Here is a 15654-nt window from a genome sequence, read left to right as displayed (position 1 = left end):
GGAGCAACCGATGCGCTAAATCAATCCATCCCGAAGCATTGTCCAAGATCAAAGGCGATCTGAATGTCCAAAAGGTTAGTTGCAGGTATTACCGCGGCCGCGCTCGGCCTTGGCACCCTGGCTGCGGGGTCCGTCCTGGCCCCGGCCATGCTGGCCCCGCCCGCCCGGGCCGTTCCGGGCGGGCCTTTCCCCGCCGGCCCGGTCACGCTGGGCAGCAGCACCAGTCCCATGCCGGACGTGGTGGGCGTCAGTGGAAACTGGACCAGGCAGTCCGGCGGCGGCCAGTCCGCCGTCGCCCCGCCGGGCCATAACGCCGCCGCCATCAGTGAGCAGCGCATCAGCGGCACCGCCCGGTACACGGCCGGAGTCTCAGTCGACCCCGGCAGCCCGTATGCCGTAGGTGCCCTGGTCTTCCGCAGTGCAGCCGATGCCAGCAGCGGCTATGCGGCCACCATCGATCCCAACCTGGACAGGGTCCGGCTGTTCGACCTGGCCACCGGACAGGACGTGGCACCTCCCGCCGCCGTTCCGCTGGACACGGGGCGGAGCTACTCCGTGGACGTCCACGTGGACGGACCCCGGATCTACGTGGCGGTGGACGGCGTGGCCCGGATCGACACCTCGGACCAGCGCTACCAGAGCGGCCATGTGGGCCTCCACGCCTACAACGGCGCAGTGAACTTCAGCGAGCCCCGGGTACGCAGCATCGACGCCAACGTCAGCGGCTGGCAGGCGGACGGCGCCGGATGGGCTGCCACGGCCACCGGCTTTCGGGGGACCGCTGCGGTCGGCACCAACCTCCGGGCTGTTGCCACGGACCAGGCACCTCAGGTCACGGACTTCACCGCCGATGTGCAGGTGACGTCGCCGGATGCCGTCGGCGCGCTCCTCTTTCGCACCAACTCAGCCGGAACCGCCGGGTACGCGGCCGAAGTGGATGCCAACGCCGGCCGGCTGCGGCTGTACCGGATCGAGGACAACGCCACCCTGGGCACCTTCGCGACGGACATCACCGTCAACGCGGTGTACCGGCTGCGGGTGACGGCCGACGGCGGACAGCTCGCCGTGCACTGGCAGACGGACCTGCTGGACCCCAACGGCTACGCCCCGGCCATCACGGCAACAGACGCCGCGCACGGCTCCGGCCATGTTGGCCTTCTCGCCTTCAACGGCAGCACCGTGTTCCAGGGCATGATTCTCAAAGGCCTGGACACCTCCCTGCAGGGCTGGCGCACCGGCTCGGGCAGCTGGGAACCGGACGTCCGCGGCCTGCGCGGAGCAACCGACGGCCTGGCCGCCGGAGCGGACGCCGCACGTTTCGTCCCGGCGGTGGCGTCCGACGTCGTCGCCTCCCTGGACCTGGACGTCGCCGCTCCGGCAACGGCCGCCGTCGTGGTCCGGAGCGCGCCCGACGGCACCGGCGGTACCGAACTCAGGGTGGACCCCGGAGCAGGAACGGTGCAGCTGAAGGACCGCACCACCGGGACTGTCCTTGCCAGCGGGGCCGTACCGCCGGACAGCTTTGCCGCCGGCCAGCTCAACCGCATCCAGCTCACCGTCCGCGGCGGACAGGCCGCGGCGCTGATCAACGGCGTCCAGGCCGTTGCCGGGCCGGCCGGGCAGGCGGCAGGCGCCGGCTTCGGGCTGCGGGTCAGCGGGGGCGGCGCCTACTTCCAGAACGTCCGGGCAGACGACGTTGACAGCTACATGAACGGCCTCTACCAGCCCGGGTACCACTACAGCCAGAATTCCGGGAACAGTTCGGACCCCAACGGCCTGGTGTATTTCGACGGCGAATACCACCTGTTCCACCAGGACCGCGGCCGCTGGGCGCACGCCGTCAGTACCGACCTGCTGCACTGGAAGCAGCTGCCCATAGCACTGCCGCACCTGGCTGCGGGTGAGTCATGGTCCGGCTCCGCGGTGGTGGACGCCAACGATTCCAGCGGACTGTTCGACGGCGGGCAGGGTCTCGTCGCGTTCTACACGAGCTTCAACCACGATGCCCCCAACGGCAACCAGTCCGTGCGCGCCGCCTACAGCAAGGACCACGGCCGCACCTGGTCAATCGTGCAGGCTGCGCCCGTGGTGGAAAACCCGGGCGGCCCTACCGGCAGCTGGGACTTCCGGGACCCGAAGGTCACGTGGGACGCGGCGAGCGGCAAGTGGATCATGGTGGTGGCCGGCGGCGACCACCTGCGTTTCCACACGTCCACGGACCTGGTCCACTGGACCTTCACAAGCTCGTTCGGTTATGGCGACTGGGTCCGCGGCGGGGTCTGGGAATGTCCGGACTTCTTCGAGCTGCCGGTGGAAGGCAAGCCCGGCGTCAAACGGTGGGTGCTCTGGTGGAGCACCGGTGCCGTCAGGCCCACCAACGGCTCCTCGGCGCAATACGTCACCGGATCATGGAACGGGACATCCTTCACCGCGGATACGGGCCCGGAGCAGGTGCTGCAGGCCGACTCCGGCCGCGACTACTACGCGGCCATGAGCTTCTTCGGCGCCCCGGACGGGCGGCGGATCATGCTGGGCTGGATGAGCAATTGGGACTATGCCTTCAGTCCGCCCACCGGCCGCTGGAACGGGCAGCTGAGTGCCCCCAGGCAGTTGAGCCTGAAGGAACTTCCGGACGCCGGGCTCCGGCTGGCGCAGGAACCGGTAACCGAACTGGCCGCGCTGCGAACGGCCACGTGGCAGGCGTCCGAGGTGACGGTCACGCCCACGTCGGCCAATCCGCTGGCCGCTGCTTCCGGCCGGTCTTTTGAGCTGGAGGCCGAGGTGGCCATCCCGTCCTCCGGCGGTGCCTCGGGCTTCACCTTCGGGCTCCGCAAAGGCACGCCGGGCGGCGCGGCAACCGGCACCGCCCAGGAAACCCTGCTCCGCTACGCCGCCGGCACGGGATCATCCGCCACTGGCACCATGACCGTGGACCGCGGGCAGTCCGGCCGGGGAGACTTCACCCGGTATTTCGCAGGTGCCATGGCGGACAATTCCAGCACGGCGTGGAGTTCCGAAACAGTGACGCTGGCCGGAGGGGGGAGCGAGCGGCGGGTGAAGCTGCGGGCCCTGGTGGACTCCTCCTCCGTGGAGCTCTTCGGCGGGGACGGCACGGCAGCCATCACCTCCCTGGTTTTCCCGGACCCGTCCTCTGCCGGCCTGTCTTTCAGCACCAGCGGCGGGACCGCCCGGCTGGTGTCCGCCAAAGTACACCAGCTGGCTGACACTTCCCGCCTTACCGCGGCGCCGCCGTCGGCCGTCCTGCCGCAGGGACGCGGCACGGCCCGGCACAACCTGGATTCCTACTCCGTTGTTCCCGGCGGCCGCTGGGAAAGCACGGGAGCAGGGCTGGCCGGCACGTTCGACAAGGACTCCACGGCCATGAGCGCCGCCTCGTACTCGGATGTCCGGGTGGCTGCGACCGTTCGGTTCGGCAGCGGGCCATACGCGGGGGCCATGCTCAACAGCGACCGGGTGCCGGAGCGGGGGTACGGCGGGGCGGGTTCGGTGCTGCTGCGGGCCTCGGCCGACGGCGCCACGGGGTACTACGTCAACCTGGACCCGAACCTGCGGCTGGCACGGGTCTTCAAGCTGCAGGACGGCGTCTTCGATCCCGCCGCCAGCGTCCTGGCCAGTGTCCCTGTGCTGCTGAGCCACGGCGTCAGTTACAGCCTGGAGGCCGCGGCTGCGGGGGAGCGGCTGACGGTGAAGCTCGACGGGGTCGAAATCCTCGCCGTCAATGATGCCTCGTTGTCCTCCGGCAAGGTGGGACTGAACGTGTTCGACGGCCGGGCAGCCTATCAGGATGTGCTGGTGACAGGCTCGGGATGAGCCCCTCCCAATCCGTCGCAGAAGGTGAATTCCGGGTGGCTGCAGGGTGACATTTCACACTAAGTCTGATTTAAGATGCAACATTTGACTCGGCGAAATAGATGTGTGACGCGCGCGCAATGGGCAATGTAAGCGCTTGCACAATTGGAGCGAAACTCGGTTTTTAGCACCTTGAAACACGGCTTGATAAGCATGCTTCAACGTGCCAGCGTAGAGACCGGCGCAGGAAAGGAGTCCTTTCCGAATCGCCTCCCGGGGCCCTACCCAAGCCCCGTCCCCCTCGACACAAAGGCGTCCTCGATGACGCCTGCCGCGTCATCGGGACAACCGGAGTTTCGGGGTATGAGGGCACACGCCCGTCTTCCACGAATGGTCTCAACTCCGCGAGAAGAGCAAAAATGCACAAGCACCCCAATACCCACCGGATGCTGCGGTGGCGTCCCGCCGCCGCAGCACTGGCAACGGCCGTGGCGGCTTCGGCCTTCCTTGCCGTTCCGTCGGCCCAGGCCAACGAACCCTCGGACCCGCCCGCCACCCAGCAGATGCCGGCACCCACCCCCGGCTTCCCGCTGCCCACCGATCACAGCCAGAAGGCCTACGATCCGGCGGCGGACTTCACCTCCAAGTGGACCCGCGCCGATGCCAAGCAGATCATGGCACAGAGCGACTCCACCGTGGCTCCCGGCCAGAACTCGATGAGCCCGGACGTCACCATGCCGGAAATCCCCGAGGATTTCCCCGCGATGAACGACGACGTCTGGGTCTGGGACACGTGGTCCCTGACCGACGAAAACGCCAATCAGATCAGCTACAAGGGCTGGGACGTCATCTTCTCCCTGGTTGCCGACCGCCACGCCGGCTACGGCTTCGACCAGCGCCACTGGAACGCCCGGATCGGATACTTCTTCCGCAAGACCAACGCCGACCCGGCCAAGGATAAGTGGAACTACGGCGGACACGTCTTCGCTGACGGGGCTTCCATCGGCAACACCGAGTGGTCCGGTTCCACCCGCCTGATGCAGGGCAACCAGGTCAATGTGTTCTACACGGCCACCACGTTCTACGACGTTGCCGAACGCAACGCAGGCGGCGGCGGCATCGCCCCTGACGCGGCCATTGCCAAGGCGCTGGGCAAGATCCACGCCGACCAGAACGGTGTCACGTTCGACGGCTTCAAGCACACCAAGCTGCTGGAGCCGGACGGCAAGATGTACCAGAACAAGGCCCAGAACCCGGGCTTCGCCTTCCGCGACCCGTACACGTTCGCCGACCCCGCCCACCCGGGCAAGACCTTCATGGTCTTCGAAGGCAACACCGGCGGCACCCGCGGCGAATACGAGTGCAAGCCCGAGGACCTTGGCTACAAGGCCGGCGACCCGAACGCGGAAAGCGTCAACGAGGTCAACAGCAGCGGCGCCTACTACCAGACCGCCAACGTGGGGCTGGCAGTGGCGGACAACAAGGATCTGACCAAGTGGTCCTTCCTGCCGCCGATCCTTTCGGCCAACTGCGTCAACGACCAGACCGAACGTCCGCAGATCTTCATCCAGAATGAAGGCGGCAAGAACAAGTACTACCTGTTCACCATCAGCCACCAGTTCACCTACGCGGCCGGCATGCGCGGCCCCGACGGCGTCTACGGCTTCGTGGGCGACGGTGTCCGTTCGGACTACCAGCCGATGAACAACAGCGGCCTGGCCCTGGGCTCGCCGACGGACCTGAACCTTCCGTCCGAGTCCCCGGAGGCACCCACCCCGAACCAGAACGGCCGCCAGTTCCAGGCCTACTCGCACTACGTGCAGCCGGGCGGCCTGGTGCAGTCCTTCATTGACAACGTGAACGGCGTCCGCGGCGGCTCACTCTCGCCCACCGTGAAGATCAACTTCCGTGACGGCGTGTCCCAGGTTGACCGCACCTTCGGCAAGAACGGCCTCGGTCCGTTCGGCTACCTGCCCACCAACCTCAAGGTCGGCGGCGAGGGCCTCTACAAGTAATCCGCAGCGGGGAACTCAACCCCCCGCCGCAGCCGCAGGGACGTCCGGATCTCATCCGGGCGTCCCTGCGGTTTTTTATACCTATATATACGGACAAAATGCGGACGCCCGGCCGCCTTCGAAGGAGGGCGCCGCACCGGCCGCTTGGGATCCCGGGAGCCATCCGGGCTAGACTCGCACGCCGGGGACAGAACGCCATTGCCGCTCGAAGCCTCAACGGCATCGGGCGGCGCAATCTCGACCAGAAAAGTGACCTTTGAAAAACCTTGCACGCCCTCTGACCGCAGCAGCCCTCTTCGCCGCACTGGCACTCACCGCATGCTCCGCGCCGGAAGCCGGCGGCGCGCCGTCGTCGTCCGCTCCCGAAACCTCCGCGGCAACCGCGACGCCGAGCCCCAGCAAAAGCTCCGGGCCGTACGGGGACTTTCCCTCCGCAGCGGAGGCATGCACCACCATTTCCCAGCAGGCCACCGGCGCATCGCTGTTCCCGCTCTCGGCCGCACAGGGCAAAACCGCGGAACTGGAGCAGCTCAAAGCGGAGCTCAGCGAAACCGCTGAACGCGTCCCGGACGAGCTCAAGGCCGATTTCGCCAACCTCAATACGGTGGCCGTCGCCGGGCTGAGCGACCAGACCGTGTACTCCAGCGGAAAGTTCGACGCCGCCATGGCCCCGGTTACCGCCTGGCTCGCCGCCAACTGCAAATAGCCGGGTTCGGCTTGGCGATTTTCACTCGCGTCCGGCCGCTTGTCACGGCCAAGGGATAGGGTGGTGTTCAAGAGAAGGGGAGTGCCTGATGGAATACCAGAACCCACATCCCGCGCCGGGGGCCCACGCTGATCCAGCCGTTGCCCTGCCGGCCGGTACCGGACGCACCGTCATTTCCGAAACGGCAGTAGCCAAGGTCGCAGGCATCGCCGCCCGGGCCGTTCCGGGGGTCTATTCGCTGGGCACCGGTCCGTCCCGCGCCCTGGGGGCCATCCGGGACGCCGTCGGCAGCTCCGACCACGCCGCCGGTGTCCACGCGGAGGTCGGCGAGACGCAGGTGGCAGTGGACATCAACCTCGTGGCCGTCTACGGGACGCCGCTGCATTCCCTGGCGGACCAGGTGCGAGCCGCCGTCTATGCCGCGGTGGAAGAGCTCGTCGGCCTGCAGGTCATCGAGGTCAACGTGGAGATCAATGACGTCTACGTAGCAGGGCCGGCAAAGCCCGGCCTGCCCGTGGAAGCCCGGACTGAGAGGGAGGCCATCCAGTGAACCTGACCGTGGTGGGAATAGCAGTGGGGGCCTTCGTGGCCTTTATGTCTTTCCAGTTCGGCGTCTGGGGCTTCCTGGTCTCGCTGCTATTCATGGGGATCGGCGCCCTCCTTGGCCGGGCCGCGGAAGGGAAACTTGACCTGCGCAGCGTGTTCGATGCCATCACGGGCCGGCGCTCCTCCTCATGAGCAGCACGGCCGGAACCGTGGCCGGTGGCTCCGTGATGGCCGGGCACAACCGCATCAGTACGCAGGCGCTCACCAGCCTTGCACGGGCAGCCGCCGCTGAAGCGCTGGGCGTCCCGGCGCACGACGTCCGGGCTGACTGGTCCGACGACGACGGCTTGCTGGCTCTGTCACTCGTCCTGCCCATCAGGATCCCGCCGCTGACCACCGTGCTGCGCGACCCCGGCCGCGTGGCCGCTTTCGGCGGTTCCATCCGGGAGCGTGCCATCGCGGCCAGGCCAGTGATCCTGCACCGCGTTGGGGAACTCAGCGGGGCGCAGCTGAGCCGCGTGGACATCCGGATCAGCGGCGCCGCCATCAGCGAAGGGGGAAGGGTCCAGTGAACAACGCCACCGACGTCCGCTCAAAGGGCAGCCATGCAGCGGGAAATGGTGCCTCCGGCAGGAGCTCCGGCGTCTCAGCTGCCGGAGAACCGGATCCCCGGGGCGCCGGTATGCGCCGGATCCTCGACCGCGAAACGCGTTCCTCGCGTGCCGCAGTGTCAGGGATCGCCGCGGTCCTGGTGGTCGTGCTGTGCGGTTACGGGCTCCTTGAAGCCGCGGTGCGCGCAGTCGGGCAGCCGCCGTGGCTCATCGATCCGCAGACCGCCGCGGAACGACTTATTGCGCTTCCCCAGGGCATGCCGCCGCTGCTGCTCGGTGTCATCGGAGCGGTGACGGCCATGGCGGGGCTGTTCTTCCTGCTCAACGCCGTCCTGCCCGGCCGCCGTGCGCGGCATTTGCTTCCGGACCCCCGGGCCGGAGTGGTGGTGGACGACGAAGTCATCGCCTCCGCGCTGGCCCGCCGTGCGCGGCTGGCCGCGAACGTCACGCAGGAACAGGTGATGGTGGTGGTGTCGCAGCGCCAGGTGACTGTCAACGTGCGGCCCACCTCGGGGGTTCAGGTCAGCGAGAACGCCGTGCTGGCCGCCGTGCTCGAGGAGCTGCGGGAAATGGCTCTTGAACCGATGCCGGAAGTGCGGGTCAACGTGGCCACGTCAGGGGTGATCGGGGCATGAACAACACCCCCCGAACCCTGAACAGGATCCTGATCGGAATCCTGGGTGTGAAGCTGTTGATCATCGGGCTGCTGCTGGTCCTGCTGGCCACCGTTCCGGCGGTGGCTTCGTGGTGGCAGCAGTGGTCCGCCGGGGTGTGGAGCGGTATGAGCCAGCTCCTCCAGCGAACAGGCATCCCCGGCCGCGAGGAAAGCTGGCTATGGGCCGTGATCGCGCTGGTGCTGGCAGTGGTGATTGCCTTGATGGTCGCCTGGGTGGCCCAGCAGGGCAAGGGCCGCGCCAACTTGGTCGTTGCCGAGGACGACGCCGAGGATTTCCCCGGCAACGTGCGGATCGGCGGCGGCGTCGCCGAGCAGGCCCTGCGCGCGGCCTTGGCCGGGCGGCAGGACCTGGCCGGCGCTACTGTGGCCACCTACGAGATCCGCGGCGAGCCAGCGCTGAAGATTCGTCTGCAGCCCCGCCAGGGTGTGGCCCCGCACCTCCTCGCAGCTGATGTCTCGGCCCTCGTGCAGGCACTGGATGCCGTCGTGGGCAAGCGCATCCCTGTGCTTATCCACATCGGCTCCGGCGCCCGTTCCCGCTTCGGCCGGGCGGAACGCGTCCGCTAGCCTGACATTTGTTCAGATCACCTTTCGGACACGGACGGTGTAAACGCTTGCATTTTGTCGGTCGGGTTGCTTATTGTGATGGGCACCACGTCAATCGCACCTCTGTAACTCAGCGAGGAGTCACAAGAATGAAGAACCGCAAGTATCTGCTGCCCGTGGCAGCGACCGGAATCCTGGCATTAGCCCTGACCGCGTGCAGCGGGTCCAACAGCGGGGGTGGCCAGACGGCCAGCGCTGATTGCTCCAAATACGAGAGCTACGGAAAACACGACGGAAAGACCATCTCCGTCTACTCGACCATCGTGGACCTTGAAGCAACCAACCTCGAAAAAACGTGGGCCGCATTCGAGCAGTGCACAGGCGCGACGATCAAGTATGAAGGCAGCAAAGAATTCGAGACCCAGATCGGGGTCCGGGCAAAGGCAGGCAACGCACCCGACATCGCCATCTTCCCGCAACCGGGCCTCATGGCAGACCAAGCCCGGGCCGGCAACCTGAAGCCTGCACCAAAAGCTGTATCTGATGCGGTGGATAAGAACTGGTCAGCCGACTGGAAGAAGTACGGCACTGTTGACGGCGTCTTCTACACCGCACCCATGCTGGCCAACGTCAAGGGCTACGTCTGGTATGCACCTAAGACTTTCAAGGACAAGGGCTGGGACGTTCCAAAGACGTGGGACGAAATGATGGAGCTGTCCAAGAAGATCGCAGACGACGGCGCCATGAAGCCCTGGTGCGCAGGTTTCGAGTCCGGTGAAGCCACCGGCTGGCCAGGAACGGACTGGGTCGAGGATGTCGTTCTCCGCGCTCAAGGTCCGGAGGTTTACGACCAGTGGGTCAGCCACAAGATCCCATTTAATGATCCCAGGATCGTTGAAGCTCTGGACAAAACCGGTGAAATCCTGCTGGATGACAAGATGGTCAACGGCGGCTTCGGGGATGTGCGCTCCATCTTGACGACTGGCTTCGCCCAAGCTGGCCAGCCCGTACTTGATGGCCAGTGCGCCATGCACCATCAGGCCAACTTCCAAGCTTCCAACTGGCCGGAAGGCACCGTCATTGCTCCCGAAGGAGACGTCTGGGCGTTTATGACTCCGCCTATTGATGCAAGCAAGGGACAGACCATCACCGGTGGTGGCGAGATGGTGGGTGCTTACAAGGACACCCCCGAGGTGCAGGCATTCCAGACCTACATGGCAAGCGCGGAGTTTGCCAACGACCGGGTCAAGCTCGGCGGTGTGATTAGCGCCAACAAGGGCCTGGATCCAAACAACGCGCAGTCCGAACTGGACAAGCTCTCTATCAACCTGCTGCAGAGCAAAGAAACCGTCTTCCGCTTTGATGGGTCGGACCTGATGCCCGGCGCCGTTGGTTCCAACTCGTTCTGGAAGGGCATCGTCGCGTGGATCAACGGGACGCCTTCCAAGGAAGTTGCCGACAGTATTGAGAGCAGCTGGCCCAAGAGCTAGATCCTCCTTGCCTGCTGCGCCCCAGGTCCCGTCGGGCACAGGGCGCAGCAGGCCTTGATCTCATCACATCCACGCATACCCCGGAGGTAGAGCCTTGGACTTTATCGGAGGAAAGCTCCTTCAGGTCGTGATCGCCCTTGCAGTCTTCGCCGCGATCATCGGACTACTCATGCTCTTGGTGGATAGGGCTCCCAAGTCCGCCAAAGACAAAATAACCGTCATCGGATTCCTCGCACCGGCCGCCGTCCTCCTGCTTGTTGGGCTGGTCTATCCCGCTGTTCAGACGTCCTTCCTGGCCTTCACTGATTCCGCTGGACGACTGAATGGCCTCGATAACTTCGTCTGGATGTTTACGCAACCGGAAGCGCTGGCCACGCTGCGTAATACTGTCATCTGGACAGTCCTGGTTCCGCTGCTGTCCACCGTTTTTGGCCTTGCTTACGCTGTATTCATCGATAAGGCCCGCGGCGAGAGAATCCTCAAAGCACTTGTATTCATGCCAATGGCCATCTCCTTCGTGGGAGCGGGCATTATCTGGAAGCTGGTTTACGACTATCGCGGGCCCGGAATTGAGCAGACCGGTGTCTTGAACGCCCTACGGGTGGCGCTCGGCATGGAACCCAAACAATTCCTGTTGGACGCCCCGGAAAACACGGTCTTCCTGATCATTGTCATGGTCTGGATCCAAACCGGCTTCGCCATGGTGATACTCTCTGCCGCCATCAAGGGTGTTCCGATGGAGTTAGTGGAAGCTGCCCGACTTGACGGTGCCAACCCCTGGCAACAGTTCCGGAACGTTACAGTCCCCGGAATACGCGGATCCCTGGTGGTAGTACTGACCACCATAACCATCGCGACGTTGAAAGTCTTCGACATTGTCCGCACGATGACTGCCGGAAACTACGACACCTCGGTAGTCGCGAACGAGATGTACACGCAGGCTTTCCGTGCCGGCGAACCGGGGAGGGGCGCAGCACTGGCCCTGATCCTCTTCCTCATGGTCCTGCCCATCGTGGTTTACAACGCCCGAGTCCTCCGTCAGCAGAAGGAAATCCGATGACCGTCATGCCAGTGCCGGACGAGGCGGCGAAAAACACTCGTACCGAATCAAAGCGCGTGGGGCGTGCGGTCGATCCTGACGATGCCGCCCCCATCATGCGCAGGGTCAAAGGCAAACTGACTTCGCGCTGGGCCACGGCTGCCGCCGTCGTCATCGCCGTCGTGTGGACCGTGCCCACTTTCGGCCTGCTGGTCTCTTCCATCCGTCCGGCGGCCAAGCAGGTGGGCCCGCGCTCCGACGGCTGGTGGAATTTCTTTGCGGACTGGGATTTTACCTTCAAGAACTACGTTGACGTCACCGCAGCAGCGGGCTCTCAATCGGCCAACCTGTCGCAGTACTTCGTCAATTCGCTCGCAATCGTGGTCCCGGTGACGGTTTTTGTCCTGGTGCTGGCGTCCATGGCCGCCTACATCTTCGCATGGGGTAATTTTAAGGGCAGGGAGGCAGGATTCATCTTCGTCTTTGCCCTCCAGATCATTCCCCTGCAAATGGCCCTCATTCCCCTCCTTCAGCTCTTCACCCAGGTTCTGCAAATCCCGCCAGGTTCCTATACCCAGCTGTGGATTGCCCATACTATCTTTGGGCTTCCGCTGGGCATTTTCTTGCTCCACAATTTCATCTCCGAGATTCCCGGCGAAGTGATCGAGGCAGCCAAGGTGGACGGTGCTGGCCACACCACGATATTTTGGCGGATCATCCTTCCGCTGTCCGTGCCTGCTCTCGCTTCGCTGGCGATATTCCAGTTCCTGTGGGTCTGGAACGATCTCCTTGTGGCGCTGGTATTCTCCGGCGGAACAGCGGATGTCGCCCCAATCACGCAGCGGCTCGCGGAGATCTCGGGCACACGAGGGAGCAGGGACTACCTAAACCCGGCAGCAGCGTTTGTGTCCATCATCGTGCCGCTGGCCGTATTCTTCGGCCTGCAGCGTTATTTCGTCAGGGGCCTTCTTGCCGGGGGGCTCAAGGGCTGATTGAGATGCAGTCCCTGCGCCGACGTGCAGGTAGGCCTGGGATCGAGCAGATCGAGGTAACACAGGCTCGCAGAAGGTTTGAGAAATACTATTGGCCTTGAGGATTCGCAGGGCATCTCAGTGCCTGCGGGGAAGCCGAAGAAGGTAGACAGTTGGCACGCACAACAGACAGGGCTCAACGGGGCGGCCATTCCGGCGTCAGCATTGAGGACGTCGCCGCCGCAGCCGGGGTTTCTACAGCCACAGTCTCGCGCGCAGTCCGCGGCCTGCCCAGGGTTTCGCCGGCCACCCGGGAAAAAATTCTCGAGGTGGCCGGCGCCTTGGGTTATGTGGCATCCTCATCCGCCTCGGGCCTGGCGACGGGACGGACCAAGACCATCGGCGTGCTGGCACCATTCGTCAGCCGCTGGTTCTTCTCCAAGGCCATTGAGGGCGCGGACCGTGAACTGCACGCGCGCCAGTACAACCTTTCGCTGTTCAACCTGGGCGGCCATGGCAGCAACCGTGAACGGCTCTTCAGCAAGACCATGGTCTATAAGCAGATCGATGCCCTCCTGGTGCTGTGTATGGCTCTGACCCACGAAGAAATAGAGCATCTGCAGAAGATCGACATCCCCCTGGTGGTGGTGGGCGGCCATGTGGAGGAGTGCCCCTACATCGGCATCGACGACTACGCCGCGGCGTCCACTGCCGTCCGGCACCTGATCAGCCTCGGCCACAAGGACATCGCGCTACTTCACGGCGACGACGAAACCGACCTCAACTTCGATGTTCCCCGCGTCCGCATCAAGGCGTTCCAGGACGTCATGGCCGGATCCGGGCTGCCTGTCCGTCCGGAGTGGGACGAGTGGGGCGACTTCACGGTCCGGAGCGGGCAGGATGCATTCACCCGGATGTGGGCCCGGCCCGGTCCGAAGCCCACTGCGATCTTCTGTGCTTCGGACGAGATGGCCATGGGCGTCATTTTCGAAGCCAACAAAATGGGTGTCCGCGTGCCGGAGGAACTGTCCGTCATCGGAATCGATGACCACGATTTTTCGGATGCCATGGGACTGACCACCGTGCGGCAGCGGCCGGACGAGCAGGCTGAACTCGGCACCAAGATGCTGCTGGACGAACTGGACGGCGCCGTAGGTGCGGTCCACTCGGAAGTGGCACCCCACCAGCTCATCGTCAGAAGGACGACGGCGCCGCCTCCGTCCCACAGGCAGGCTTAGTTCCGGCGGAATAGGCCGGACGCCTTAGGATGCGCGCGCGAGCTGCCTGATGGGAATCCAGCGCGAGGCCAACCGGCGGTAGGCCGCCGCAGCGCCGGTCATGTCTCCTTCGGCCAGGCATTCGATGCCGAGCCGCACGTCCATGGGGGAATCGTCCGGATACACCTTGTCCGCGACGGCGCCGTAGTCCAGCTCCACGACTGACCCGGGGTGGAAGAGTTCCAGCCACTCGGTGAGCTGGGTCATGTCGTCCAGCATGTCCAGGTCCGGGGCGGCCAGGGCCAGGTTGGCCACGGCATAGCGGACGCGTTCCAGGGCTTCGCCGATCGGCGCCCACACGCGGACCGTAATGATCCGTCCGCCGGACTCCACTACGTCCTGGCGATCGGACTCCTTAAACAGCGAGAACCAGCTGAAGGGTATGCCCCAGGTGGATGCACGCGTGTGGACACGGCTGGTTCCTTCGCGGGCCTTCACCAGGTCGATCCGTTCCTGGTGCTTGTCCCGCTGTTCCTCCGGGATCAGCAGCTGCGCGAGCGGACCGTGGATGCCCTCCATCAGGGCGTTGGCGGCGAGGCCGGCGCGCAGCACCAGCTGGCTGGGGCAGTACAACAACGCCGGTTCCGGGCTGTCGGCGCCGGCAACGGCGTTACCCGGCCCTCCGGCGTCGGACGTTCCGGCCTCATCGGGGCCGACGGCCGGCATCTGCGTGCGCGGCTGCTCCGGTTCCGGGGGAGCCGGAATGACCCGGACCAGGTCGGTGCGCCCTGTGGGGAAGGGGTCGCCGCCGGGCCGCGTGATCCGGCCCAGGGACGCCTGCAACTCGGCGTTCTCCACGGCTGCGCGGGACGCAGACCTGGCGCCCGCGGCGCGGAGTGCGGCGCGCTGCTCTTCGGGGAACGCGGACAGCGGCTCGTAGATCCGCAGCGCGGAGGAGAAGGGCAAGCCCGCCTGGCCCCGGTAGATGTTGCCCGTCATAGCGGCCCCATCAGTCGGCCAGCTCCACGATGACCGGCGCGTGGTCCGACGCGCCCTTGCCCTTGCGTTCCTCGCGGTCGATCGAGGCGCCCGTTACGCGGGCGGCGAGGGCGGGGGAAGCGAGGACGAAGTCGATCCGCATACCTTCCTTCTTGGGGAAGCGGAGCTGCGTGTAGTCCCAGTAGGTATAGACGCCCGGGCCCGGGGTGTGCGGGCGGACCACGTCCTGGAAGCCAGCGTCTTCGAAGGCGTGGAAGGCGGCGCGCTCGGGTTCGCTGACGTGGGTCATGGCGTTGGCGCGGAAGAAGTCGATGTCCCAGACGTCGTCGTCCTGCGGGGCGATGTTCCAGTCGCCCATCAACGCGATCTGGGCCTCGGGGTTTTCAGTGACCCAGGTCTGGGCATGGGTCTTCAGCATGTCCAGCCAGCTGAGCTTGTACGGCATGTGTTCGTCGTCGAGGGCCCGGCCGTTGGGAACGTAGAGGCTCCACACCCGGACGCCGCCGCACGTGGCACCGATGGCGCGGGCCTCCTGGATGGGGTCCTTGCCGTTCTTGCCGAACACCGGCTGGTCCACGAAGGAGCGTTCCACGTCTTCAAGGCCGACGCGGGAGACGATGGCCACGCCGTTCCACTGGTTCACGCCGAAGTGGGCCACTTCGTAGCCCATGCGCTCAAAGAGTTCCCAGGGGAAATTGTCGTCCTTGCACTTGGTTTCCTGGATGGCCAGGACGTCACAGTCGCTGCGCTCGAGCCAGGCTTCCACGCGGTCGGCTCGGGCACGGAGGGAGTTCACATTCCAGGTAGCAATCTTCACAGTTCCTAACTTACCGAACTTGGGCGCCGGGGATCTGTCCAGCGCAGCTGTTTGCCGCCGTCGTGACCCTATTTCGCCCGGAACGGGACCAGACACGCGGGGCGGACGGCGGGTATGCGAACAGAAGTGGGCAAAGAAGGTCACGACGGCGGCGGGACACCAACGCACGACGGCGGCGTGGCGCCTTTTGGGAGCAGGCGCGGGCGGTCTG

At 65.4% G+C, this 15654-nt stretch carries 14 protein-coding genes; 12 read left to right on the top strand and 2 right to left on the bottom strand.

All coding sequences use genetic code 11. From position 1 onward, the window contains the following. Window positions 1-63 precede the first annotated feature (63 nt). From JOE31_RS20725 to JOE31_RS20670, 12 genes are all read left to right on the top strand, one after another. Entirely contained in the window at window positions 64-3831 is a 3768-nt protein-coding gene (locus JOE31_RS20725; protein WP_209747800.1) for a glycoside hydrolase family 32 protein, read from the top strand. A gap of 398 nt (window positions 3832-4229) precedes the next feature. Next, the gene (locus JOE31_RS20720; RefSeq protein WP_209747798.1) at window positions 4230-5825 is read left to right on the top strand and encodes a glycoside hydrolase family 68 protein; all 1596 of its coding nucleotides are present in this window, start codon (window positions 4230-4232) and stop codon (window positions 5823-5825) included. A 256-nt stretch (window positions 5826-6081) separates the two neighbouring features. Further along, window positions 6082-6531 (top strand): hypothetical protein, encoded by a 450-nt coding sequence (locus tag JOE31_RS20715; protein ID WP_209747796.1) that lies wholly within the window; start codon window positions 6082-6084, stop codon window positions 6529-6531. Between the two features lie 88 nt (window positions 6532-6619). Beyond that, window positions 6620-7081, top strand: a complete 462-nt coding sequence (locus JOE31_RS20710; protein WP_209747794.1) for an Asp23/Gls24 family envelope stress response protein — start codon at window positions 6620-6622, stop codon at window positions 7079-7081. After that, a complete protein-coding gene (locus JOE31_RS20705) occupies window positions 7078-7269 on the top strand; it encodes a hypothetical protein (protein ID WP_104173701.1) in 192 nt (63 codons plus the stop codon). Before JOE31_RS20710 ends, JOE31_RS20705 begins: the two co-directional genes overlap by 4 nt. Then, a complete protein-coding gene (locus JOE31_RS20700; protein WP_209747793.1) occupies window positions 7266-7649 on the top strand; it encodes a hypothetical protein in 384 nt (127 codons plus the stop codon). Before JOE31_RS20705 ends, JOE31_RS20700 begins: the two co-directional genes overlap by 4 nt. Continuing rightward, on the top strand, window positions 7646-8323 hold the full coding sequence (locus JOE31_RS20695) for a DUF6286 domain-containing protein (protein ID WP_209747791.1): 678 nt from the start codon (window positions 7646-7648) through the stop codon (window positions 8321-8323). The genes JOE31_RS20700 and JOE31_RS20695 overlap by 4 nt, the downstream gene beginning before the upstream one ends. Continuing rightward, the gene (locus JOE31_RS20690) at window positions 8320-8931 is read left to right on the top strand and encodes a hypothetical protein (RefSeq protein ID WP_209747789.1); all 612 of its coding nucleotides are present in this window, start codon (window positions 8320-8322) and stop codon (window positions 8929-8931) included. The genes JOE31_RS20695 and JOE31_RS20690 overlap by 4 nt, the downstream gene beginning before the upstream one ends. A 128-nt stretch (window positions 8932-9059) precedes the next feature. Continuing rightward, window positions 9060-10400 carry an ABC transporter substrate-binding protein gene (locus JOE31_RS20685; protein WP_209747787.1) on the top strand — a complete coding sequence of 447 codons (1341 nt, stop codon included), beginning with the start codon at window positions 9060-9062 and terminating at the stop codon, window positions 10398-10400. 94 nt (window positions 10401-10494) lie between these two features. Further along, a complete protein-coding gene (locus JOE31_RS20680; protein WP_209747785.1) occupies window positions 10495-11460 on the top strand; it encodes a carbohydrate ABC transporter permease in 966 nt (321 codons plus the stop codon). Next, the gene (locus tag JOE31_RS20675) at window positions 11457-12431 is read left to right on the top strand and encodes a carbohydrate ABC transporter permease (RefSeq protein ID WP_209747783.1); all 975 of its coding nucleotides are present in this window, start codon (window positions 11457-11459) and stop codon (window positions 12429-12431) included. Before JOE31_RS20680 ends, JOE31_RS20675 begins: the two co-directional genes overlap by 4 nt. Window positions 12432-12583: 152 nt before the next feature. Then, a complete protein-coding gene (locus tag JOE31_RS20670) occupies window positions 12584-13648 on the top strand; it encodes a LacI family DNA-binding transcriptional regulator (RefSeq protein ID WP_209747781.1) in 1065 nt (354 codons plus the stop codon). 24 nt (window positions 13649-13672) lie between these two features. On the opposite strand, the gene JOE31_RS20665 is transcribed toward JOE31_RS20670, so the two are convergent. Together JOE31_RS20665 and JOE31_RS20660 are read right to left on the bottom strand one after the other, a co-directional pair. Beyond that, window positions 13673-14626, bottom strand: a complete 954-nt coding sequence (locus JOE31_RS20665; RefSeq protein ID WP_209747779.1) for a hypothetical protein — start codon at window positions 14624-14626, stop codon at window positions 13673-13675. 10 nt (window positions 14627-14636) lie between these two features. Further along, a complete protein-coding gene (locus JOE31_RS20660) occupies window positions 14637-15443 on the bottom strand; it encodes an exodeoxyribonuclease III (RefSeq protein ID WP_209747777.1) in 807 nt (268 codons plus the stop codon). Window positions 15444-15654: the final 211 nt, after the last annotated feature.

It is taken from the genome of Arthrobacter sp. PvP023 (assembly GCF_017832975.1).
GTDB lineage: Bacteria > Actinomycetota > Actinomycetes > Actinomycetales > Micrococcaceae > Arthrobacter.
The sequence above is the reverse complement of the archived record's forward strand: the minus strand, read 5'-3'. Positions and strand labels throughout refer to the sequence as shown.